This window comes from Bosea sp. 29B (genome assembly GCF_902506165.1).
Classification (GTDB): domain Bacteria; phylum Pseudomonadota; class Alphaproteobacteria; order Rhizobiales; family Beijerinckiaceae; genus Allobosea.
Genome location: NZ_LR733817.1, coordinates 512,845 through 535,532 on the forward strand (window position 1 = coordinate 512,845; position 22,688 = coordinate 535,532).

General features: G+C 67.7%; 21 protein-coding genes. 9 read left to right on the forward strand and 12 right to left on the reverse strand.

Going from position 1 to position 22,688, the window contains the following annotated elements; translation table 11 throughout:
• Positions 1 to 7: 7 nt before the first annotated feature.
• Positions 8 to 2,068 (reverse strand): 3-hydroxyacyl-CoA dehydrogenase NAD-binding domain-containing protein, encoded by a 2,061-nt coding sequence (locus tag GV161_RS02635; protein WP_152011983.1) that lies wholly within the window; start codon positions 2,066 to 2,068, stop codon positions 8 to 10.
• 173 nt (positions 2,069 to 2,241) lie between these two features.
• Between GV161_RS02635 and GV161_RS02640 the strand changes: the two genes are divergently transcribed.
• Entirely contained in the window at positions 2,242 to 2,994 is a 753-nt protein-coding gene (locus GV161_RS02640) for an enoyl-CoA hydratase-related protein (protein ID WP_152011982.1), read from the forward strand.
• A gap of 106 nt (positions 2,995 to 3,100) precedes the next feature.
• Complete coding sequence (locus GV161_RS31060; RefSeq protein ID WP_193219470.1) at positions 3,101 to 3,907, forward strand: transglutaminase family protein; 807 nt, start codon at positions 3,101 to 3,103, stop codon at positions 3,905 to 3,907.
• Between the two features lie 21 nt (positions 3,908 to 3,928).
• Here GV161_RS31060 and GV161_RS30860 read toward each other — a convergent pair whose 3' ends face one another.
• The 5 genes from GV161_RS30860 to GV161_RS02670 all read right to left on the reverse strand — a co-directional run bounded on the left by GV161_RS30860 (position 3,929) and on the right by GV161_RS02670 (position 7,818).
• Complete coding sequence (locus tag GV161_RS30860; RefSeq protein ID WP_193219469.1) at positions 3,929 to 4,183, reverse strand: hypothetical protein; 255 nt, start codon at positions 4,181 to 4,183, stop codon at positions 3,929 to 3,931.
• Between the two features lie 113 nt (positions 4,184 to 4,296).
• The gene (locus tag GV161_RS02655; protein WP_152011981.1) at positions 4,297 to 5,145 is read right to left on the reverse strand and encodes a metal ABC transporter permease; all 849 of its coding nucleotides are present in this window, start codon (positions 5,143 to 5,145) and stop codon (positions 4,297 to 4,299) included.
• Positions 5,142 to 5,993, reverse strand: coding sequence for a metal ABC transporter permease (locus GV161_RS02660; protein ID WP_193219481.1), 852 nt, complete (start codon positions 5,991 to 5,993; stop codon positions 5,142 to 5,144). The genes GV161_RS02655 and GV161_RS02660 overlap by 4 nt, the downstream gene beginning before the upstream one ends.
• Entirely contained in the window at positions 5,993 to 6,880 is an 888-nt protein-coding gene (locus tag GV161_RS02665; RefSeq protein ID WP_152012452.1) for a manganese/iron ABC transporter ATP-binding protein, read from the reverse strand. Before GV161_RS02665 ends, GV161_RS02660 begins: the two co-directional genes overlap by 1 nt.
• Positions 6,881 to 6,897: 17 nt before the next feature.
• Complete coding sequence (locus GV161_RS02670) at positions 6,898 to 7,818, reverse strand: metal ABC transporter substrate-binding protein (protein WP_152011979.1); 921 nt, start codon at positions 7,816 to 7,818, stop codon at positions 6,898 to 6,900.
• A gap of 130 nt (positions 7,819 to 7,948) precedes the next feature.
• Here GV161_RS02670 and GV161_RS02675 point away from each other — a divergent pair, with 130 nt between their 5' ends.
• Both GV161_RS02675 and GV161_RS02680 read left to right on the forward strand, forming a co-directional pair.
• On the forward strand, positions 7,949 to 8,404 hold the full coding sequence (locus GV161_RS02675; protein ID WP_152011978.1) for a Fur family transcriptional regulator: 456 nt from the start codon (positions 7,949 to 7,951) through the stop codon (positions 8,402 to 8,404).
• A 98-nt stretch (positions 8,405 to 8,502) separates the two neighbouring features.
• Positions 8,503 to 10,302 carry a GGDEF domain-containing protein gene (locus GV161_RS02680; protein WP_159650111.1) on the forward strand — a complete coding sequence of 600 codons (1,800 nt, stop codon included), beginning with the start codon at positions 8,503 to 8,505 and terminating at the stop codon, positions 10,300 to 10,302.
• 14 nt (positions 10,303 to 10,316) lie between these two features.
• Here the strand turns inward: GV161_RS02680 and acs are convergent, their stop codons facing one another.
• The 5 genes from acs to tsaD all read right to left on the reverse strand — a co-directional run bounded on the left by acs (position 10,317) and on the right by tsaD (position 15,241).
• Positions 10,317 to 12,269 (reverse strand): acetate--CoA ligase, encoded by a 1,953-nt coding sequence (gene acs, locus GV161_RS02685; protein ID WP_152011976.1) that lies wholly within the window; start codon positions 12,267 to 12,269, stop codon positions 10,317 to 10,319.
• 180 nt (positions 12,270 to 12,449) lie between these two features.
• A complete protein-coding gene (locus GV161_RS02690; protein WP_152011975.1) occupies positions 12,450 to 12,860 on the reverse strand; it encodes an EVE domain-containing protein in 411 nt (136 codons plus the stop codon).
• Positions 12,860 to 13,189: a hypothetical protein gene (locus tag GV161_RS02695; protein ID WP_152011974.1), complete on the reverse strand. Its 330-nt coding sequence runs from the start codon at positions 13,187 to 13,189 to the stop codon at positions 12,860 to 12,862. The genes GV161_RS02690 and GV161_RS02695 overlap by 1 nt, the downstream gene beginning before the upstream one ends.
• A gap of 13 nt (positions 13,190 to 13,202) precedes the next feature.
• Positions 13,203 to 14,201, reverse strand: coding sequence for an NAD(P)H-dependent glycerol-3-phosphate dehydrogenase (locus tag GV161_RS02700; RefSeq protein WP_152011973.1), 999 nt, complete (start codon positions 14,199 to 14,201; stop codon positions 13,203 to 13,205).
• Positions 14,198 to 15,241: a tRNA (adenosine(37)-N6)-threonylcarbamoyltransferase complex transferase subunit TsaD gene (tsaD, locus tag GV161_RS02705; protein ID WP_152011972.1), complete on the reverse strand. Its 1,044-nt coding sequence runs from the start codon at positions 15,239 to 15,241 to the stop codon at positions 14,198 to 14,200. Before tsaD ends, GV161_RS02700 begins: the two co-directional genes overlap by 4 nt.
• Before the next feature lie 94 nt (positions 15,242 to 15,335).
• Between tsaD and GV161_RS02710 the strand changes: the two genes are divergently transcribed.
• From GV161_RS02710 to rpoH, 5 genes are all read left to right on the forward strand, one after another.
• On the forward strand, positions 15,336 to 15,536 hold the full coding sequence (locus tag GV161_RS02710; protein ID WP_152011971.1) for a hypothetical protein: 201 nt from the start codon (positions 15,336 to 15,338) through the stop codon (positions 15,534 to 15,536).
• A gap of 31 nt (positions 15,537 to 15,567) precedes the next feature.
• Entirely contained in the window at positions 15,568 to 17,499 is a 1,932-nt protein-coding gene (locus tag GV161_RS02715; protein WP_159650112.1) for a uroporphyrinogen-III synthase, read from the forward strand.
• Between the two features lie 14 nt (positions 17,500 to 17,513).
• Positions 17,514 to 19,169, forward strand: a complete 1,656-nt coding sequence (locus GV161_RS02720) for a heme biosynthesis HemY N-terminal domain-containing protein (RefSeq protein WP_152011969.1) — start codon at positions 17,514 to 17,516, stop codon at positions 19,167 to 19,169.
• Between the two features lie 184 nt (positions 19,170 to 19,353).
• Positions 19,354 to 20,382 carry an RluA family pseudouridine synthase gene (locus tag GV161_RS02725; RefSeq protein WP_152012451.1) on the forward strand — a complete coding sequence of 343 codons (1,029 nt, stop codon included), beginning with the start codon at positions 19,354 to 19,356 and terminating at the stop codon, positions 20,380 to 20,382.
• 208 nt (positions 20,383 to 20,590) lie between these two features.
• The gene (rpoH, locus tag GV161_RS02730; RefSeq protein ID WP_152011968.1) at positions 20,591 to 21,487 is read left to right on the forward strand and encodes an RNA polymerase sigma factor RpoH; all 897 of its coding nucleotides are present in this window, start codon (positions 20,591 to 20,593) and stop codon (positions 21,485 to 21,487) included.
• Positions 21,488 to 21,597: 110 nt separating this feature from the next.
• On the opposite strand, the gene GV161_RS02735 is transcribed toward rpoH, so the two are convergent.
• Entirely contained in the window at positions 21,598 to 22,656 is a 1,059-nt protein-coding gene (locus GV161_RS02735) for a DUF2125 domain-containing protein (RefSeq protein ID WP_159650113.1), read from the reverse strand.
• Positions 22,657 to 22,688: the final 32 nt, after the last annotated feature.

Here is a 22,688-nt window from a genome sequence, read left to right on the forward strand (position 1 = left end):
ACGGCCCTCAGCCGAAGCCCTTGCCCTCGGCTGCGAGCTTGCGCAGCATCGGCGCCGGTTCGAGCGAGGCATCGCCGCTCTCCACTGCTTGCTGCTCCAGCCGCTTGACGATGACGTCAAACCCGACGCTCTCGGCCCAATGCATCGGCCCGCCGCGCCAGGCCGGCCAGTTGTAACCATTGAGCCAGACCGTATCGATGTCACCGGCGCGCGTGGCGATGCCTTCATCGAGGATGCGCGCGCCCTCGTTCACCATCGGGTCGAGCAGCCGCGCCAGGATCTCGTCTGCCGTAAAGCTGCGCCGCGTCACGCCCTTGCTGGCCGAGACCTCGGCGATCAGCGCCTCGACCTCCGGATCGCGCTCGCCGGCACGCGCGCCCTCCGGATAGCGGTAATAGCCGCGCCCGGTCTTCTGGCCGAACCAGCCGCGCTCGCAGATCGCATCCGCCACCGCCGCGCTCTTGCCGCGCGCCTTGCGGCTGCGCCAGCTGATGTCGTTGCCGGCGAGGTCCGACATGGCGAAGGGGCCCATCTTGAAGCCGAAGTCGGTCAGCGCCGCATCGACCTCATGTGGCAAGGCACCGGCGACGAGCAGACGTTCGGCGGCACGGGTGCGCGCCTCCAAAATGCGGTTGCCGACGAAGCCGAAGCAGTTGCCGACCACGACCGGCACCTTGCCGAGCTTGCGCCCGAGCGCGAGTGCGGTCGCGACCACATCGTTGGCGACGCCGGCCGGGCGAACGATCTCGAGCAGCTTCATCACATTGGCTGGGCTGAAGAAGTGCAGGCCGAGCACATCGGCCGGGCGGCTCGTCACCGCGGCGATCTCGGCAAGGTCGAGATAGGAGGTGTTGCTGGCGAGGATCGCGCCGGGCTTGGCGATCGTATCGAGCGCGCCGAAGATATCGCGCTTGACGCCCATCTCCTCGAAGGCCGCCTCGATCACGATGTCGGCCTCGGCGGCAGCGGCGAGCCCAACCGCCGGCGTGATCAGGGCCATGCGCTGCTCGCGCACCGCCTCCGTCATCGAGCCGCGCTTGACCGAGAAACCATAGGTGTCGCGCACCCGGGCATGGCCCTTGTCGATCTGCTCCTGCGTGGTTTCGATCAGCGTCACCGGGATGCCAGCATTGGCGAAGCACATGGCGATGCCGCCGCCCATGGTGCCGGCACCGATCACCGCGGCACGCGCGATCGGGCGCGGCTTCACGCTCTCGTCGATGCCGGGCACCTTTGCCGCCTCGCGCTCGGCGAAGAAGACATAGCGCAGCGCCTTGGAGCGCTCGTCGCCGAGCAGCTTCACGAACAGCGCCCGCTCTGTCGCGAAGCCCTCCGCCAGCGGCAGCGTCAACGCCGCACGCACCGCCTCGACCAGCGCCGCAACGTTCGGCATCTCGCCTGACTTTGCCAGCGCATCCTTGGCCAGAGCCTCGAAGGCCTCGCGCTCGGCGGCCGTCAGCTTGTCGCTGCGCGCGCTCGTCTTCGCGGGCGCGCCCTTGCCCGCCAATTCCTGTGCCAGCGCGACCGCTGCGCCGACGGCATCGCTGTCGACGAGCTTGTCGACCAGCCCGAGCGCCAGCGCCTTCTGCGCCGGGATCGGCTCGCCCGAGAGCATCATCGGGAAGGCCGCGGTAGCACCGATCAGGCGCGGCAGGCGCTGCGTGCCGCCGGCACCGGGGATCAGGCCGAGCTTGATCTCCGGCAGGCCGAGCTTCGCGGCCGGGCTGGCGACGCGGCCATGGCAGGCGAGCGCGACCTCGAGCCCACCACCCAATGCGACGCCCTCGGTCGCGGCGATGACCGGTTTCGGGGCATTCTCGATCATGGCCAGCAGATCCGGCAGGATCGGCGGGGCCGGAGGCTTGCCGAACTCGCTGATATCGGCCCCCGCAATGAAGGCGCGGCCCTTGGCGGCGATGACCAGCGCCGTCACGGCCTGATCGGCCATCGCCTGCGCCAGCACGGCGGCGAGATCGGCCCGGAGCGCGGCCGAAAGCGCATTCACCGGCGGGTTGTCGAGCGTCGCGATGGCGATCTCGCCCTGGCGGGTCAATGTGACGGTAGGCATGCGATCTCCACCCTGTCCTGGCGGCGACGCAATCGCGTCGCTGAATTAGTTGAAGCTTAAAATAATGACGGAGACCCCGCAACGCCTGAGCCTAAGGGCTTCCTTGACCGGCGCAAGCGGCTCCCCCATCGTCTGCCGCCCGCTTCCGGCGGAAGGACAATGAGAAGGCTTGCATGACCGAGACCGTTCTGAGCGAGACCCCGGCCGAGGGCGTCAGGCAGATCACCATGAACCGGCCCGACCGGCGCAACGCGCTCGACCGCGTCACCTATCAGGGGCTGATCGACGCGCTCGCCGCCGCTGATGCCGACGCCTCGGTGCGGGCCGTCGTGCTCACAGGCGCCGGCGGCTGCTTTACCAGCGGCAACGACATCAAGGATTTTGCTGCGGCTGCTGCGACCGGCGTCGGCGCCGAGATCGCCATCGACTTCCTGATCGCGATCTCCACGGCGAAGAAGCCGATCGTCGCGGCGGCGGAGGGTTTCGCCGTCGGCATCGGCACCACCATGCTGCTGCATTGCGATCTCGCCTTCGCTGCGCGCGGTGCCAGCTTCCGCATGCCCTTCGTCAGCCTCGGCCTCTGCCCGGAGGGTGGCTCGAGCTATCTCCTGCCCCTGATCGCCGGCAGCAAACGCGCCGCCGAGCTGCTGATGCTGGGCGAGGCCTTCGGCCCCGAGGTCGCGCAGGACGCCGGCCTGATCAACGGCGTCACCGACGAAGGCGGTGCGCTCGCGGCCGCGCTCGACAAGGCCAGGGCGCTGGCGGCCCTGCCGCCGCAATCGGTCGCGCTGACCAAGTCGCTGCTCAAGCGCGGCAGCGCCGCCGCCGTGGCCGAGACGATCGGGACCGAGGCGCGCCATTTCGGCGAGCGATTGAAATCGGCCGAGGCGCAGGCCGCCTTCATGGCCTTCCTGACCAAGCGCTGACGGCGCGCGACGCCGGCGCCCATCTGTCGCGCCGTTGTCGCGGGAATCGCGGAACTTCCTGCTCCTCGTCACGTTGACGCGCGTCGGCGATCGCAAGGAGCAGGATGTGAAGCTGAAGGTCGTCGCCACCCTGGTCTATCGCTTCGACCATGAAACACCGGTGATCGTCGCGATCGAGCCGGCGCGGTCTTCGGACCAGAGCATCCTGTCCGATCGCCTACTGCTGGATCAGTCCGTCAATCTGATCCGTGACCTCGACGCCGAAACCGGCGCACGCCGCTTCCGCGCGGTGCTCTCGGGCCAGGTCTCGATCCAGTATCAGGGCACGATCGACAACGGCACACGCCGCCTCCTGCATGCCGATGCGCGCCAGCACGCCTGGGCCGAACTGCCGTCCGAGGTCTTGCCCTATTTGCTGCCGAGCCGCTTCTGCCCCTCCGACAATCTGATGCGCTTCGCCCAGCGCGAGTTCAGCGATATCGAAGCCGGTGGCGCCAAGGTCCTCGCCGTCGTCGATTGGCTGCAGGAGCATGTCGACTACGTCCACGGCGTCAGCAATGCGCAGACCACAGCGGAGCAGACCTTCATCGACCGGGCGGGTGTCTGCCGCGACTTCAGCCATCTCGCAATCGCGCTCTGCCGTGCGCTCAATCTGCCGGCCCGCGCCGTCAGCGTCTATGCAGCCGACCTCGATCCGCCGGACTTCCACGCCGTCTTCGAGGTCTATCTCGACGGCCAGTGGTGGCTGGTCGATCCGACGCGGCTGGCACCGGTCGACGGCATGGTCCGCATCGCGGCAGGACGCGACGCGGCTGACATCGCCTTCCTGACCAGCGGCAATTTCTGCCAATGCCAGAACCAGTGGGTCGAGGTCAGCCGCATCGAGGACAGCGAGCCGGCTCAGGCGGCCTGAGCCGATGCGCGCTCACGGCGATCAATCATCGTCGTCATCATGGTCGCGTCGGCGCCTGCGCCGCCAGCGATAGTAATCATCATCGTGCCAGCGCCGCCGATAGCCATCATCGTAGTAGCGGCGGCGATACCAGCGGCGGCGGCGATCATCGTCATCGTCATCATCGTCGGCCCTTGCGGTCGTCGCGGTGAGCGACGCGCCGGCGATCACCATGGGCAACGCAAAAAGCGCCAGCCGCAGCAGCTTCCGCCGTCCTTCGTCGGTCTCGCTCGTCATCGTCTCCTCCATATCGACCATGCCCCATCGCAGTGGGACAACTGGGCGGATTTGGGAAGAACGCGTGGCGAACAGCCATATTCCCGAGGAGGCTTGCTTTTCTCCAGCGCGATTCAGGCCTGACGCACCGTGGCCAGTCTCCGCGACTTGAGGAGGCTGCTCGTCAGCGCAGTCAGGAAAAGCACCGCCTGCACAACGACGATACAGGGCCCGGTCGCGACATCGAGATGGAAGCTCAGGATCGTGCCGAAGACGCTCGACGTCACCGCCGCCGCGATCGCGGTCAGGAGCATCAGGTCGAAGCGCCGTGTGGTCAGGAAGCCGATCGCGCCGGGCGCTACCAGCATGGCGACGACCAGGATGATGCCGACCGCTTTCAGCGCCGCGACGATGGTCAGCGCCAGCATGGCGAGCAGGCCGAAATGCAGCGCCTTGACCGGCAGCCCAATCGCGCGCGCATGCGCCGGGTCGAAGGCGTGCAGCAGGAAGTCGCGGCGTTTGACCAGCATGAAGCCGGCGACCGGCAAGGCGATCAGCGCCGTCTCGGCGATGTCGCCCCAGGTCACGCCAAGCATGTTGCCGAACAGGATGTGCAGCAGGTGCTGGTCGCTGTCGACCTTGACGAAGAGCACGAGCCCGAGCGCGAACATGCCGGAGAAGACGATGCCCATCACCGTATCCTCCTTCACCCGGCTGTTCTCCTTGAGATAGCCGATGCCGAAGGCGCAGGTCAGGCCGGCGGCGAAGGCGCCGATGGCGAGCGGCAGGCTCGCGATATGGGCCAGCACGATGCCGGGCAGCACCGCATGCGAGACCGCATCGCCCATCAGCGACCAGCCCTTCAGCACGAGGAAGCAGGACAGCACGGCGCAGACGAGGCCGACCATCACCGCGACGGCGAGGCCACGCAGCATGAACTCGTGCGCGAAGGGTGCGAGCAGCCAGGTTTGGATCAGGCTCATGCCGCCGCTCCCGTGCTGGCAGCGCGGCGCGCGCCGAGGCGGCCATGCTTGGGCGCAAACAGGAAGGCGGCGAGGAAGAGCAGTGTCTGGAACACGACGATCAGCCCGCCGGTCGAGCCGTCGAGGAAGTAGCTGGCATAGGCTCCGAGAGCCGAGGTCGTCACACCCATCGTCACCGCGATCGCGATCAGCCGGCCGAAGCGGTCGGTCAGGAGGTAGGCGGTTGCGCCAGGCGTGACCACCATGGCGATGACGAGGCAGGCGCCGACCGTCTGCAGTGCCGCGACCGTGCAGGCGCTGAGCAGCACGAAGAACAGGATCTTGAGCCGCGTCGGCGAGAGGCCGACGGCGCGCGCCTGGTTCTCGTCGAAGAAGACCAGCATCAGATCCTTCCAGCGCAGCAGCAGGATGGCGAGCGAGACGAAGGCGATGATCGCGACCTGAACGACGTCCTCATCGGAGATGCCGAGGATGTTGCCGAGCACGATCGACTGGACGTTGACCGAGGTCGGGTTGATCGAGACGATCATCAGGCCGACGGCGAAGAACGTTGTGAAGACGATGCCGATCACGGCATCCTCGCGCAATTGGGTGCGCACCCGGACCAGCGCCATGGCGAGAGCCGCGAGGAGTCCTGAAAAGAACGCACCGGCGGCATAAGGAACCTTCAAGAGATAGGCGAGTGCGACGCCGGGCACGATCGCATGCGCCAGCGCATCGCCCATCAGCGACCAGCCCTTCAGCATCAGATAGCAGGATAGGAAGGCGCAGACGCCGCCGACCAGGGCCGAGACCCAGATCGCCTTGACCATGTACTGGTAGCCGAAGGGTTCGAGCAGGAGCTCCATCACGGCTGCCCGTCCTTCCTGCCGGCGGCAGGCTTCTCATGATCGCGATCACCATAGAAGACGAGCGGGCGCTCATCGTCGGTGATCACGGTGACGCGGCGGTCGTCGGCATCGGCATGCAGGCTCGCGCCTTCCAGGCGGAAATGCCGGAGCGCGCCGCCGAAAGCACGTTGCAGGTTGTCCTGAGTGAAGGTCGTCTCGGTCGGGCCTGCTGCGAGCACCGTCTTGTTGACGATCACGACCTGGTCGCAGAAATCCGGGATCGAGCCGAGATTATGGGTCGAGACCAGCATCAGCCGGCCTTCCGCCCTGAGTTCGCGCATCAGCCCGACGATCTGGTCCTCGGTCTTGACGTCGACACCGGTGAAGGGCTCGTCGAGCAGGATCACCTGCCCGCCCTGCGCCAGCGCGCGCGCCAGGAAGACGCGCTTGCGCTGGCCGCCGGAGAGCTCGCCGATCTGGCGGCGGCGGAACTCCAGCATGTTGACGCGTTCGAGCGCCAGCTCGGCCGCCTCGCGGTCCGCCCGCCGCGGCAGGCGCATGAAGCCCATATGGCCGTAGCGCCCCATCATCACGACGTCGTCGACCAGCACCGGGAAGGTCCAGTCGACCTCTTCCGCCTGCGGCACATAGGCAACGAGGCCGCGCTTCAGCGCCGCGCGAACCTCCATGCCGGCGATGCTGACCAGCCCCTGCGCCGGCTTGAGGAAGCCCATCAGCGTCTTGAAGATCGTCGACTTGCCGGAGCCGTTGACGCCGACCAGCGCGCAGATCGTCCCCGGACCGAGCGCGAAGGAGGCATCGTTCACCGCGGTGACGCCATTGGCGTAGCGAACGGTGACGCCGCTGACCACGATCGACGGCGTCGGTCCCTGCCCCGGGCGGATCTCGGCGCTCTGCAGGTTCACTGGCCGAACCCTTTCGCGATCGTATCGACGGTGACTTCGAGCAGCTTGAGATAGGTCGGCACTGCGCCGCGCGCATCCGACAGCGAGTCGACATAGAGCACGCCGCCATATTTGGCCCCGGTCTCGCGCGCGACCTGCCTGGCAGCACGGTCCGAGATCGTGCTCTCGCTGAACACGGCCGGGAGCTTGTTCTTGCGGACGAGATCGATCAGGCGGCGCACCTGCTGCGGCGTGCCCTGCTCGTCGGCATTGATCGGCCAGAGATAGGCTTCGCGCCAGCCATAGTCGCGGGTCAGATAGCTGAAGGCGCCCTCGCTGGAGACGAGCCAGCGCTTGTCGGCCGGCACCTTGTCGAGCCGGGCGCGCAAGGGCGCGTCCATCGCCTTGATCTGAGCGCCGTAGTCCGCGGCGTTTTTCGCATAGGTCGCGGCATTGGCCGGATCGGCCTCGGCCAATGCCTTGCGGATGTTCTCGACATAGATCAGCGCGCTCGCCGTCGACATCCAGGCATGCGGGTTGGGCTTGCCCTCATAAGGCCCGTCCTTGATGCCCATCGGCACGATGCCATCGGTCACCACGGCGCTCCTGACGTTCTTCACATTGTCGAAGAACTTCTCGAACCAGCGCTCCAGGTTCATGCCGTTCCACAGGACGAGATCAGCCGACTGCGCCTTCACCACATCAAGCGGCGTCGGCTGGTAATCGTGGATCTCTGCCCCCGGCTTGGTGATCGACTCGACGATCGCCGCCGTGCCGGCGACGTTCTGGGCGATGTCCTGGATAACCGTGAAGGTCGTGACGACGCGCAGCGGCTTGCCCGGCGCGGCCTGTGCCAGGGCGCTTCCAGCGGAAACGGCGAGGCCAAGCGCCAGTGTCGTGGCTACGACGAGATCAAGGAAACAACGGCGCGAGGGCATGATCTCTCCGATAGCGAAACAGGGAATGACACAACGCTATTGCAAACTATTTGCATCTGTCAACGCAATTGCAACCCAATTGCGACAAGGCATTTTTGCAAATGCGTCTCAGGGTTGCTACCTCTCGCGCATGAAAGGAATCGACCAGCGCGTGACGGAGTTCGAGCACCAGCTCCGCAAGGCGGGCCTGCGCATGACCCAGCAGCGCCGGCTGATCCTGCGGGTTCTGGCCGAGGCCGACGATCATCCCGATGCGAAGGGCATCTTCACCCGCGCCTTCGTGCATGACCCGACGTTGTCGCTCTCGACCGTCTATCGCACGATGAAACTGCTGGAGACGCAGGGCGCAATCGAGCGCCATGCCTTCGAGGACGGCGTCTCGCGCTACGAGCATGCCGATCAGGCCCATCACGACCATCTGATCGATGTCGAGAGCGGCGAGGTGATCGAATTCTCCTCGCCGGAGATCGAAGAGCTGCAGGCGAAGATCGCCGCCAAGCTCGGCTACGAGATCGTCCGCCACAAGCTCGAACTCTATGGCAGGAAGCTCGGCCGGAAGGGTCGCCGCAAGCCCGGCGAAGGCTGAAGCCTCAGCCTTTCACGGTATTGAGTTTACCGAATCTCAAGGCCCGCCTTCGATAGCTCACGCAACGGCAACTCGTCCTTTTGCGAAGCATGGCCCTGTTGAGCGATCGTTCCAAAATAATGGTCACCGCCCGCCCGCGGCGGGGCGCCAGCCTCGATACCAAGCTCGTTCTGGGCTGCATGGTCCTGCTCGCGCTCTCGCTTGCACTGGCGCTCGGCCTGATCACCATTCTCGGCAGCGATTATGTCCGTGCCAGCCGCAATCTCGAGGCGCTGACGCTTTACAGGAAAGTGCTGACCGCGGCGAACCGGCTCTCGGCCGAGCGCGGCCCGATGAACAGCGTGCTCGGCGAGGAACCGGCGGCGGACAGTCCTGCCGCGCGCAAGCTTGCCGAATTCCGCACATCGAGCGATCAGGCCCTGGCCGAGATCACGCCCGATGACGATAACGAGGTCAGCCGGCATCTCGTCGCCCGCGACAAATTGGGCAACGTCCATGCCAGCCTCGCCGCGGCAAGACGCGCAGCGGATCGGCTGAGCGCACGGCCACTGGCCGAGCGCGACACCAACGAGATCCGCGGCGTGATCGCTGGCATGTTCGGGGTCGTCGAGACGATGCGGCCGGTGGTGGTCGCCGCAATGGCCGAGCTGACGGAGCATGACAGCTCGCTTTCAGGGCATGCCCTGACCGGGCTGATGCTTGGCGATCTGCGCGAATATGCCGGGCGGCTCGGATCCTTCCTCGCCCCGTCGATCGCTGCGCGCGAACCGCTCTCCGTAACGGCTTACGACGAACTCATCCTGACCCATGGGCGTATCCTGCAGATCTGGCAATCGCTGGAACACCAGCTTGCCCTGCACACCGACGCGCCCGAACTGGTCGCCGCCGTCGGCGCGGCGAGAACCCGCTACTTCCGCGATGGGCTCGACCTCATCGCGCGGCTGAGCGCCGAGGGAAAGACGGGCTACTATTCGGTCAACACCGAGCAGATGACCTTGCAGTACGTTCCGACGATGGCGCCGCTGGAACGCCTGCGCGAGAGCTTCCTCGACGACATGCTGGCGCACGCGCAGGCAACCCGCGCGAGCAGCGTTCGCTGGCTTCAGCTCGTCGTTGCCTTCACAGGTCTGATCGTCCTCACCAATCTGCTGCTGCTCGTGCTCGCACGCCGGCGCATCTTCCGCCCGCTGCTGCAGGCCCGCAATCACATCGTGGCACTCGCCGAGGAACGCAATCTCGACCGGCCGACGCGTGTCAACAGGCATAGCGGCGAGATTCATGAGCTGTTCGCTGCCCTTGAATCGCTGCGCCTCAAGCTGCGTGAGCGCCTGCGCCTCACCGAGCGCCTGAAGGTGCAGGCCGAAACCGATGCGCTGACCGGCCTGCTGAATCGCCGCACTTTCGATCGTCTCGGTCAGGACGACTCCGGCTTCGCCGACCTGCCCATCGAAACCGGTCTGATCCTGATGGACATCGATCGCTTCAAGCTGATCAACGACACCTATGGCCATATCACCGGCGATCACGTCCTGCGGACCACAGCGGGGCTGGTGGCGGAAATGGTTCGCAAGAACGACCTCGTCATGCGCTATGGCGGCGAGGAGTTCGCCATCGTCCTGCCGAGCACCTCCCTGCGCACGCTGGCGCGGATCGCGGAAACGCTGCGCGCGGCGATCGCCGAGCAGGCGATCATGCTCGACGACGGAACCGAGTTGCTCGTCACTGCGAGCTTCGGCGTAGCGACCGGCCGACGCGATGGCCCTGGCTGGAAGACATTGATCGAAGCAGCCGATCATGCGCTCTACACGGCCAAGGCCGAGGGACGGAACCGGGTCGGAATCGCCGGCGAGCATATGCTCGCCGGTAAGGTCGTGGCCGATCGGGTCAGGGCAGCCTGAGGCCGCCTGAGCCTTCAGCCTGCCTTGCGCTTGTTCTGTCGGTTGGCGATCAGGTCGTCGACGACGGCCGGATCGGCCAGGGTCGAGGTGTCGCCGAGCGCGCCGTACTCGTCCTCGGCGATCTTGCGCAGGATGCGGCGCATGATCTTGCCCGAACGGGTCTTGGGCAGGCCGGGCGCGAACTGGATCAGGTCCGGCGAGGCGATCGGGCCGATCTCGTTGCGGACGTAGGAAACCAGTTCCTTCTTCAGGTCCGCCGAGGGCTTCTCGCCCGCCATCAGCGTGACATAGGCGTAGATGCCTTGCCCCTTGATGTCGTGCGGATAGCCGACCACCGCAGCCTCCGAGACCTGGGGATGCGCCACCAGCGCCGATTCGACCTCGGCCGTGCCCATCCGATGGCCGGAGACGTTGATCACGTCGTCGACACGGCCGGTGATCCAGTAATAGCCGTCGGCGTCGCGCCGGCAGCCGTCGCCGGTGAAATACTTGTTCGGATAGGTCGCGAAATAGGTCTCCTCGAAGCGCTTATGGTCGCCATAGACCGTGCGCATCTGGCCGGGCCAGCTCTCGGCGATGACGAGGTTGCCCTCGGCGGCGCCCTCCAGCACCTTGCCCTCGGCATCGACCAGCTCGGGCTTGACCCCGAAGAAGGGCCGCGTCGCCGAGCCGGGCTTCAGCTTGGTCGCGCCCGGCAGCGGGGAGATCAGGATGCCGCCGGTCTCGGTCTGCCACCAGGTGTCGACGATCGGGCAGCGGCGCTCGCCGACGACACGGTGATACCACTCCCAGGCTTCCGGATTGATCGGCTCGCCGACCGAGCCGAGCAGGCGCAGCGACTTGCGCTTGGTCTTCTTCACCGGCTCCTCGCCGGCGCCCATCAGCGAGCGGATCGCGGTCGGGGCGGTGTAGAAGATGTTGACCTTGTGCTTGTCGATCACCTCCCAGAAACGGGAGATCGTCGGATAGGTCGGGATGCCCTCGAACATCAGCGTCGTCGCGCCATTGGCGAGCGGGCCGTAGAGGATGTAGCTGTGGCCGGTGACCCAGCCGACATCGGCGGTGCACCAGTAGATATCACCGTCATGGTAGTCGAAGACGTATTGGTGCGTCATCGCGGTGTAGACGAGATAGCCGGCGGTCGTGTGCAGCACGCCCTTCGGCTTACCGGTCGAGCCCGAGGTATAGAGCAGGAACAGCGGGTCCTCCGCCTTGACCTCGACCGGCGGGCAATGGCCGGAAACCTTGGCGACCTCGTCATGATACCAGACGTCGCGGCCGTCCTTCATGGTGACGTTGCCACCAGTGCGCTTGACCACGATCACCGTCGCGATGCCGCCCTTCACCTTGTCGTCGGCGGCATCGACATTCTTCTTCAGCGGCACGGAACGGCCACCGCGCAGGCCTTCATCGGCGGTGATTACGATCTTCGAATCGGAATCCTCGATCCGGCTCGCGAGCGAATCCGGCGAGAAGCCGCCGAACACCACCGAATGCATCGCGCCGATCCGGGCGCAGGCCAGCATCGCATAGGCCGCTTCCGGGATCATCGGCAGGTAGATCGTGACCCGGTCGCCCTTCTTGACGCCCTTGGCCTTCAGCACGTTCGCGAACTTGCAGACCTCGGTATAGAGCTGCCCGTAGCTGATCTTCTTCGACTCGCTGGGGTCGTCGCCCTCCCAGATGATCGCGGTCTGCTTGGCCCGCGTCGCCAGGTGCCGGTCGATGCAGTTATAGGCGACGTTGGTCGTGCCATCCTCGAACCATTTGATCGAGACTTTGCCCGGCTTGTAGCTGGTGTTGCGGACCTTCGTATAGGGCTTGAACCAGTCGATCCGCTTGCCCTGCTCGCCCCAGAACTTGTCCGGGTCCTTGATCGAAGCCGCATACATCTTCTTGTACTTGGCGTCGTTCAGATAGGCCTTCTTGGCCCAGGAAGCGGGCACATCGTAGATCATCTCGGTCATAACAGGCGTCTCCCCGGACTTCGGCCGTCATCAGGGCCGGCGTGCAGATCGCGACGGCGATGCCACCGCGATCCGACCGGCCTTTTTCAAGTTGGTCGCATCATAGGGCGCGAAGTCTCGCCGACAAGCGCCGCGGGCTCGCACTTTCGTTGCTGCGACTTTCGGCGGAAATCGGAGCCGTCAGAGCCCGCCCATCTTGCAGACGAGGGCCCATTCCTCGTCCGTCACCGGCTGCACCGAGAGGCGGAACGAGGTGACGAGCGACATCTTGGCGAGCTTCGGCTCAGCCTTGACCGCAGCGAGCGAGACCGGCTTCGGCAAGGGCTTCAGCGCCTTGAAATCGACCAGCACCCAGGGCGGGCCGGCCTCGCCCCAGGGATAATGCTCCTTGATGACCTCGGCGATGCCGACGACCTCGAGACCCTCGTTCGAATGATAGAAAAAGACCTGGTCGCCGGTCTTCATCGCCATCAGGTTGAGCTTGGCGGTGTGGTTCTTCACCCCGTCCCAATGCGTGCCCTTGGCGCCGGCCTTGACCAGGTCGTCCCAGGAGTAGACCGAGGGTTCCGATTTGATCAGCCAGTGCGCCATCAGCCTTCGTCCTCTTCCTTCAAGGGCACCGGCGGCCGCGATGCCGCCTCGCCCTGCTCGTTCCAGAATCGCACCATCTCACGCGTCAACCCGGCATAATCCTGCGGGCTGAGCTCGACGCGGACCTCGGCTTCGCCGAAGGGCAAGATCAGCACGAAGCGATGGGTGTCCTCGGCGCGCCGGCGGCGCAGCTCGATCACCCGCCCGGCGATGCGCCCGGCCAGCGGCACCGGCTGGCTCTCGGCCACCAGTTCGGCACCGGTGGTCTTGCGCACCTCGGCGATACCGCGCGCGACGCGCTTCGTCAGGTCGGACCAGTCATTCGCCATGCGCCCTCTCCGCTCAGTTTTCCGCCCGCACCGGCCGCGCCAGCAGCTCCGCGACAGCCTCACGCACGCCGACCGTGCCGGCTATAACCGCAGCGACCGCTTCCGCGATCGGCATATCGATCCTCTCCGCCCGCGCCATCTCGACCAGCACGGAGGCTGTGAAAGCGCCCTCGGCGAGCTTGCCGCCGGCGGCTTCAGTCGGCGCCTTGCCCTGCCCCAGCGCCTGGCCATAGGCGAAATTGCGCGATTGCGCCGTGGCGCAGGAGAGCACGACGTCGCCCAATCCCGAAAGCCCCATCAGCGTCTCGGCCTGGGCGCCATGCGCTTCGCCGAAACGGCGCAGCTCGGCAAAGCCGCGCGCCACCAGAGCAGCGCGAGCGCTCTCGCCGAGGCCGAGGCCGATGGCGATGCCGGCGGCGATGGCGAGCACGTTCTTGGCGGCACCGCCAATCTCGACGCCACGCGGATCATTGCTGTGATAGATGCGCAGCGCCGAGGAATTCAGCGCCTCCGCCAGCGCCTTGGCCAAAGCCGCGTCGGTTGAGGCCAGCGTCAGCGCCGTCGGCAGGCCGCGCGCGATGTCGGCGGCGAAGCTCGGCCCTGACAGCACCGCCGGAACCGCCTGCGGCAGCGCCTCGGCGATGATCTGCGTGGTGAAGCGCCCGCTGCCCTGCTCGATGCCCTTGGCGGCCGAGATCACCGGCAGCCCTTCCGGCAGCGCTGGAGCGAGCAGCGTCGAGGCCGACCGCAAAGCCTGCGTCGGCACCGCCAGGATCAGCGCCTCGACCGAGCCCAGTGCCGCGATATCGGAAATCGGCTCGATCGCCTCCGGCAGCCTCGCGCCGGGCAATCGCGGCGCCTCGCGCTGCTCGCGCAGGCTCGCCACCGTCTCCTCATCACGGGCCCAGAGCAGGACCCGCCGCCCGGCCCGCGCAGCCGCAAGCGCCAGCGCCGTGCCGAAGGCGCCGGCGCCGGCGACGCCCACCGTCCGGTAGCGGCTTTTTGCGCTCACGCCTGCGCCCTGAGTTCGTCAAGCGGCCAGCGCGGGCGCGCCACCGCGCTCATATCGTCGACGAGGCCGAGACGCAGGCGCTCCAGCCCGGCCCATGCGATCATCGCGCCATTGTCGCCGCACAGCGCCATCGGCGGCGCGACCATCGGCAATCCGGCCTCGGTCGCAAGCCGCACCAAACCGTTGCGGATCTGCTGGTTGGCAGCGACGCCACCGGCCACGACCAGGGAGGTCGGCTTGATTCCGGCTTCACGGCAGGCGCGCAAGCCGGCCCGCGTCCGGTCGACCAGCACGTCGACCACCGCGGCCTGGAAGGAGGCGCAGAGGTCGGCGACATCGCGGTCGGACAAGGGCGCGATCCGCTCGGCGACCAGCCGCACCGCCGTCTTCAGGCCCGACAGCGAGAAATCCGGATTGGGCCGCCCGCTCATCGGCCGCGGGAACTCGAAGCGCTCGGGATCGCCCTTCAGCGCCTCGCGCTCGACCGAAGGGCCGCCCGGATAGGGCAGGCCGAGCATCTTGGCGATCTTGTCGAAGGCTTCGCCGACCGCATCGTCGATGGTCGTGCCAAGCCGGAGATAATCACCGACACCGCGCACCGCGAGCAATTGCGTATGCCCGCCGGAGACCAGCAGCAACAGATAGGGGAAGGCGAGGTCGTCGGTCAGCCGCACCGTCAGCGCGTGCCCTTCGAGATGGTTGATCGCGATGAAGGGCCGGCCCGTCACCAAAGCGATCGCCTTCGCCGTGGTGAGGCCGACCATGACGCCGCCGACCAGCCCCGGCCCGGCCGCTGCAGCAACGCCGTCGATCTCGAACGGCTTCATGCCGGCGCTCTCGAAGGCGCGTGCCACGATCCGGTCGATCGCCTCGACATGGGCACGCGCCGCGATCTCGGGCACGACACCGCCATAGGCGGCATGGGCCGCGATCTGGCTGAGAACCTCGTTCGACAGGATCTTGGCCTCGCCGGAGCGTTCGACGCAGACGATCGCGGCGGCCGTCTCGTCGCAGGTCGTCTCTATGCCCAGAACTCGCATGCTCTTCATGGTGTTGGGCGGGCATCGGCACTGGTCGCCGGGCTGCCGCCGAGGTGCGCGGTTTCGCGCGGGGATTTCCTCCGTATAGTGCTGCATGAAGGAGAAGGCCAATGCCCAGCGCCGGCCCATCCGCACAGAACCGGAGACCTCGCAGCACATGACGGACATGCCGATCGCCGGTTACGCCATCCTTGTCGGCGAATGCCTTGGTTCCGTCACGGAGGCCGCGCAGGGAGCGAGGATCGGGCGCGGATCTCGCGTCCGTATCCAGCCCGGCAGCTTCGATCCGGCCTGAGCCCGCCCGAGGAGACGATATGCGCGTTTTGGTGTTCAGACCGCTTGAGGATGCCGAGCGCAGCGCTCAGAGCTTGCGCGAGCGTGGCAAGGACCCGGTGGTCGCGCCGCTGTTTCAGGTCCTGCCAACAGGCGAGAAGCCGCCCAAGGGACCGTTCGACGCGCTGGTGCTGACCAGCGCCAATGCCGTGCCGGCGCTGGAGGGCCTGCCAAAGAGCTGGCGCGGCGCCCTGCCCGCCTTCTGTGTCGGCACGCGCACTGCGGACGCCGCCGGCAAGCTCGGCTTCACCGCCCACAGCGCCAGGGGTGGACGCGCCGAGCTGCTGGCGCTGATTCTGGAACAGGTGCCGAAGGGCCGGAAGCTGCTCCTCGTCGCCGGCCGCGACCGGCATGAAGACCTGCCGCAGCAACTGGGCGACGCCGGCCACGAGGTGACGATCTGGACCGCCTATGAAGCCAAGGCGGTCGAGGCCCTGCCCGCTGCTGCCGCCGATGTGTTGCGCGACGGCTCGGCCGATGCCGCGCTGCATTATTCGCCGCGCAGCGCCGAGGTCTTTTTCGACCTCGCCGGCAAGGCCGGGCTCACCGAGCAGGCGCAGGCCCTGCCGCAGCTGGCGCTCTCGGCCGCGATCGCCGCACCGCTGATCTCGGCCGGGTCCGACACCGTGCTCGTCGCCGAGCATCCCGAGGAGGCCGCGCTCTTCGCCGCGCTCGATCAGCTTCCCGCTCGCACTTTGCTGACCGGCGATGCTAAGGAGCCGGCAGCGGCGGACGACAAGGCGGACAAGGACGAGATGACGGCGGGACCGAGCAGCGACCAAGGCCAGACCGGCAAGCGCCGCAATCGCTCCGGCCGGACGCCGCCGACCATCGAGCTCGCAGCCACAGAGGCGGTGGAGACGCCTCCCGTGGAGGCTGCCGCCTCGGCTACGACCGCAGCCGAAGCCGAACGCATCGAGACCGCCGCCGAAGCGGTCTTGCCGACCGAGGCGCTTCCTGAGGAGTTCACGCCGCCGCCGGTGCCGGAGCAGCAGCGCCGCTACAGCCTGCCGACCGTCGCGCTAGCCGGCCTCGCCGGTGGGGTGATCGGCGCCGGCCTGGTGCTGCTGGCTTTACGCCTCGCCGGCCCCGATGAGGGCGCGCGGCTGGCCGAGCTCACCAGGCGCGTCGAGAGCCTGCAGGCGCAGAGCGCCGCGATCGGCGCCATCGACCGCAAGGCGGCGGCGGCGGCCGAAAGCGCCGCCAAGGCGGGCAGCGAGGCGCAGGCCAATGCCGCCCGGCTCGCCGAGCTGGCCAAGGCAGCCCCCGCCGGCGCAGCCATCCCCGCCGGGCTGAACGAGAAGCTCGACCGCGCCGACAGCACGGCCGCCGCCGCCCGCGATGCGGCCGCGACGCTGGGCCAACGCCTCACCGGCGTCGAGGCCGCAGCCAAGAATGCCGCCCAGCCGAGCCGCCAAGCGCTCGCCGCCGCCCGCGTCGTCCTTGCCGAACGCATCCGTGACGCGATCGGCTCCGGCCGGCCCTTCCAGGCCGATCTTACCGCGCTCGGCGATATCCCGGCCGATCAGAAGACGGCGCTCGCCGCCGTCGCCGGCACCGGGGTCCCGACGCGCGACAAGCTGCTGGCGCAGTTCAAGAGCCACCACGCTTTGTTCGTGCGCGAGACCACGCCGGCCGCGAACAGCTGGGAAGACAAGCTGCTCGGTCTCGCCAGCCGCATCGTCACCATCCGCCCCGTGGGTGATTCCGGCTCCAGCGATCCTGCGACCCTGCCGATCCGGCTAGAGGGTGCGCTCGCCCAGAACGACATCGTCAAGGCGGCCGAGCTCTGGACGCAATTGCCTGAGCCAGCGCGGCGCGGCAGCGAAGCCTTCGGTGCGGCGTTGAAGCAGCGCGCGAGCGCGGAGACGACGATCAACCGCATCGCGCAGGATGCGGTCGCGGCGCTGGGCACGGCAGGCTGAGAGGATAGATCCCGATGGTTCGCGTACTGGTCTATCTCCTCGTCATCGCCGCTCTCGCCGCCGGCGCCGTCTGGCTCGCCGATCGGCCGGGCGAGGTCTCGATCCTCTGGCAGGGCTATCGCATCGAAACCAGCGTCGCGATCGCGGCGATCGGCGTCGTCGTGCTCGCCTTCCTCGCTCTGGTCGCCTGGGCGGTGATGCGCTTCGTCTTCGGCCTGCCTTCGGCCTTCGGCTTCGCCTCGCGGGCCCGGCGCCGGGCTCGCGGCTTCGAGGCGATCTCGCGCGGCATGGTCGCGATTGGCGCCGGCGATCCCATCGCCGCTGGACGCCATGCCGTCGATGCCCGCAAATTCGTCGCCAACGAGCCGCTGACCTTGCTGCTCGAAGCGCAATCAGCCCAGCTCTCCGGCGATCGTGGCCAGGCCGAGGCCGCCTTCAAGGCGATGCTCGAGAAGCCGGAGACACGTGTGCTCGGCCTGCGCGGCCTCTTCGTCGAGGCCCGCCGGCGCGGCGACATGGCCGCTGCCCGCGCCTTCGCCGATGACGCAGTGCGCCGCTCGCCCTCGCTCGCCTGGGCCAATGACGCCCTGCTCGACTTCCACACCGCCGCCGGCGACTGGCAGGCAGCCCGCACCGCGGTCGAGCGCCGCGCCGCTTTGCGCCTCGCCGACAAGGGCGAGGCCAAGCGCCAGCGCGCCGTCTTGCTCGCCGCCGAGGCGCTCGAAGCGAAGGATCGCGAGCCCGAGAAAGCGCTCGCCGCCGCGCTCGAAGCGGTCAAGCTCGCGCCCGGCCTCACCCCCGCTGCCGCCCTCGCCGGCCGGATGCTGTCGGAGCGCGGCGACATCAAGAAGGCTGCTCGGTTGCTGGAAGCCGCCTGGAAACAGGTCTCGCATCCCGACATCGCCAGCGCCTATCTCGATGTCCGTCCCGGCGACAGCGCCCGCGACCGCCTCGCCCGGGCGGAAACGCTGACCAAGCTCAGGCCCGCCGATCCCGAGGGCGTGCTGGCTCTCGCCGGCGCCGCCATCCATGCCCAGGACTTCGCCCGTGCCCGCTCGACCCTGAAGCCGCTGCTTGCCGGCGGCGCTTCGGTCCGCGCCTGCCTGCTGATGGCCGAACTCGAGGAGGCCGAGCACGGCGCCACCGGCCGCGTCCGCGAATGGCTGGCGCGCGCCACCCGCGCCCCCCGCGACGCCGCCTGGGTCGCCGACGGCCTGGTCTCCGACCAATGGCTGCCGGTCTCGCCGATCTCGGGCCGGCTCGATGCCTTCGTCTGGACCGTCCCGCCGGCGACGCTCGGCAGCCAGGGCTCCCATCTCGACGACGACGTCCTCGCCGATCTCGACGACCCCTCTGCGCCGCTGCTCGAAGGCAAGGCGGAGGTCGCGGAGGCAGTGACGGTTCCCGCCGCCGCCGGGCTCGCCCCACCTGCTGCGCCCGAGCCACCGAAGCCGGAGCCCAAGGTCGAGACCAGGCCTGAGCCGGTCGCTGCGGCCGCCCCTCCCCCGGCCGAGCCGGTCGTCGAGATCGCTCCGGCAACGACCAAGCCGGCACCGCAGCAGGCCAAGCCCGCCCCGGTCGTCTTTCCGGTCGCGCATGCGCCCGACGATCCCGGCCCGGAGCAGCAGGCGCCGGGCGAGACCAAGGGCCGCTTCCGGATCTTCAGCTGACGCCTCAACACGCGTCATTCTCGGCCCAGGCGCAGCGAAGAGCCGAGAATGACGTGACGAGAACGCGTTGATCGGAGTTCCTTCTGGACTGAATTGCTCGGGTCGAGCCCGAGCATGACGCGCTGGCTTCCGCTCATCTTCAGGTGCAGTTTAGGTCGCGCACGCCTATAGACGGCGCATGACCATGCCCGAAACCGTCTCCTCCTCACCCGCCACCGAACTCGTCATCGAGCCGGAACAGGCCGGCCTACGCCTTGACAAGGCGCTCGCTCTGCTCGGCGGCGAGGTCTCGCGTGCCCGCCTGCAGCAAGTGATCAAGGAAGGCGGCGTCAGCATCGACGGGGTGGTGGTCGCCGATGCCAGCCGCAAGGTCACCGCCGGCCAGCGGCTTTCCCTCGTCATGCCCGAGGCCAAGCCCGCCGCGCCGATCGGCCAGGACATCCCGCTCACCGTCGTCTTCGAGGACGAGCACCTGATCGTCATCGACAAGCCGGCCGGGCTCGTCGTCCACCCCGCCGGCGGCCATGAGGATGGCACGCTGGTCAACGCGCTGATCGCCCATTGCGGCGAAAGTCTTTCCGGCATCGGCGGTGTACGCCGGCCGGGCATCGTCCACCGGCTCGACAAGGACACCAGCGGCCTGCTCGTGGTCGCCAAGAACGATAAGGCTCATCGCGGCCTTGCCAAGCAGTTCGCCGATCATGGCCGGACCGGCCCTCTAGAAAGGGCGTACCTGGCTTTGGTCTGGGGTGCGCCGCGCCGGCAGACCGGCACGATCGACGCTCCGATCGAGCGCTCGAATCGCAATCGCGAAAAGATGATGGTGGTCGGCGAAGGCCGCGGCCGCGAAGCGATCACCCATATCGAGCTGATCGAACGCTATCCGCCCTTGCTGCGCGGCCATGAGGAGGTCGAGGCGCTGGCGAGCCTGGTCGAATGCCAGCTCGAGACCGGCCGCACCCACCAGATTCGTGTCCATATGAGCCATATCGGCCACCCGCTGCTCGGCGACCAGCTCTACGGCTCCGGTTTCATGACCAAGGCCAGTCGCCTGCCCGAAAAAGCCCGCACCGCGCTCGCCGATCTCGGCCGTCAGGCGCTGCATGCGCGCCTGCTCGGTTTCGAGCATCCAGTCACCGGCGAGGAATTGCGGTTCGAGTCGGAACCGCCGGCGGACTTTGCACGTTTGCAAGCAGAACTCTCGATCCTGTGACCGATTTTTGCTGAGCTGCCCACTTTCCGCCACCCTTGCATCGTCTATACTGCGTTGCGAAAGCGGATGGCTAAAGGGGCGCCGCTAGGGTGTCATCGCGGGCGACAGGGCGAAGGTCGTCGTCAACGCACAGCACCGGACGATCCTGCCCGATGGAACATCGGGTGGTTGGCTCGCCGCAGAGCGGGAGCCGGAAAGGAGTACGAGCATGGCGACTGCGTCGTTGCCCGTCATGTCCGCGGAGGGCGGACTTTCACGTTATCTGGATGAGATCCGTCGGTTCCCGATGCTGGAACCGAATGAGGAATTCATGCTGGCCAAGAGCTGGCGCGAGCATGGCGACCGCAACGCGGCGCACAGGCTCGTGACCTCGCACTTACGCCTCGTCGCCAAGATCGCCATGGGCTATCGCGGCTACGGGCTGCCGATGGGCGAAGTCGTGTCGGAAGGCAATGTCGGCCTGATGCAGGCGGTCAAGCGCTTCGAGCCCGACAAGGGCTTCAGGCTCGCGACCTATGCGATGTGGTGGATCAAGGCCTCGATCCAGGAGTACATCCTGCGCTCCTGGTCGCTGGTGAAGATGGGCACCACCGCCAACCAGAAGAAGCTGTTCTTCAACCTGCGCAAGGCCAAGAGCAAGATCTCGGCACTGGGCGAGGGTGATCTCAAGCCCGACCAGGTCAAGACCATCGCGACCAAGCTCGGCGTCAACGAGCAGGACGTGATCGACATGAATCGCCGCCTCGGCGGCGATGCTTCGCTGAACACGCCGCTGCGCGAGGATGGCGAAGGCGAGTGGCAGGACTGGCTCGTCGACGACAGCGAGAGCCAGGAGCGCCGCCTCGCCGATTCGGAAGAGAGCGACAACCGCCATCTGGCGCTGCGCGAGGCGCTGGGCGTTCTGAACGACCGCGAGCGCCGCATCTTCGAGGCGCGCCGCCTCGCCGAGGACCCGATCACCCTGGAGGAGCTCTCCGAGGAGTTCGGCGTCTCGCGCGAGCGCGTCCGCCAGATCGAGGTCCGTGCCTTCGAGAAGGTACAGGACGCGGTCAAGAAGGCGCTTACGAAGATCGAGGCGCCGCGGGCGGCCCTGCCCGCGGCCTAGAGCCCGTTCCGATCAGCTTGCACCGCGAGCTGATCGGCAAAACGGTCTCCAAATAAAAACGAGAGCCGGTTTCGATCAGATCGATCCAATCTGATTGAAGCCGGCTCTTGTCAGTAGAGAGGTTGCAAGGGCTGCAGAGGCAGCCTGAGCGGCCCGAGAAAGACCCTGCCTTCGCGCAGGACCAGCGGCGGCAGCGGCGAAAGCCCTGCCGCCGTATTGCTTTGCCCGCCATCGCCGGTGCGCCCGCCGAGCAGGGCGCCCAGCCCCGCCGTCAGCCCGCCGACCTTGATGCCGGCGATGCGGTCAACGCCAGCAACCGCCGCCACGACCTTGCCGGCCGGCCGATGCGCCTCGTCGAGCGCCAGCTGGCCGCTCGCCTCCAGCCGCGTCGGCCCCTTGACCAGGACGAGCTTGGTCACATCCAGGATGCCGCCGGCCGTGCGCCAGGCTTCGAGCGCATCGGGGTTGAAGCCACGCCGGAAGGACGGGGCGCGCGACAGGCTGGTCTGCAGATCGAGATCGGCGGGCTGGCCGTTGCCGATCAGCACCTCCAGCGCCGGCAGCACGCCGCCCTTGGCGTTGACGGCGAGATCGACCGTGCCGTCGCTGGCAAAGCGTTGCGGATTGGGGCGCAGATGCGCTTCGGCGGCGCTCGCACGCCAGGTCTCGGCAGCGCCCTGCCCGGGCTCGGTGACGGTCAGCACCGGCTCGCCCAGCACCAGCGAGAAGCGCTCGAAGGCGAGCCCGCTGAGATGCAGGCTCGCGGCCAGCTCCTTCCAGTCGAGCGCGGCCTTGCGGCCTTGCGGCAGGTTGGCCAACATCGGTCCGGTCATCTGCAGGATGATGTGGCCGGGCGTCCAGACCTGCGCCACCGCGACGGCCGGTCCGGCATCGAGCTTGACCTCGTCGCCCCAGCGCGAGGAGGTCAGCGTCAGGCTGGCGCAGCGCACCTCGATGCGGAAGGGATAGCCACCGACGCTGCGGTCCCGGCAGGTCCAGTTGCGGCCGGCCCGTGCCTCGCGGGCGATGCCGGCGTCGAGTTCCTGGTCGACCTTGCTGCGCGCGAAGCCCCAGATGCCCGACCAGCCGGCGGCAAGGAGCGCCAGCAGCACGAAGGGCGCGTAGAGCCAGAAGCGGCCATGCCGGCGCACGGGCGTGGGATCGGACATGCGCGGGCGCTCCATTGCGAAAATCTCGGCAG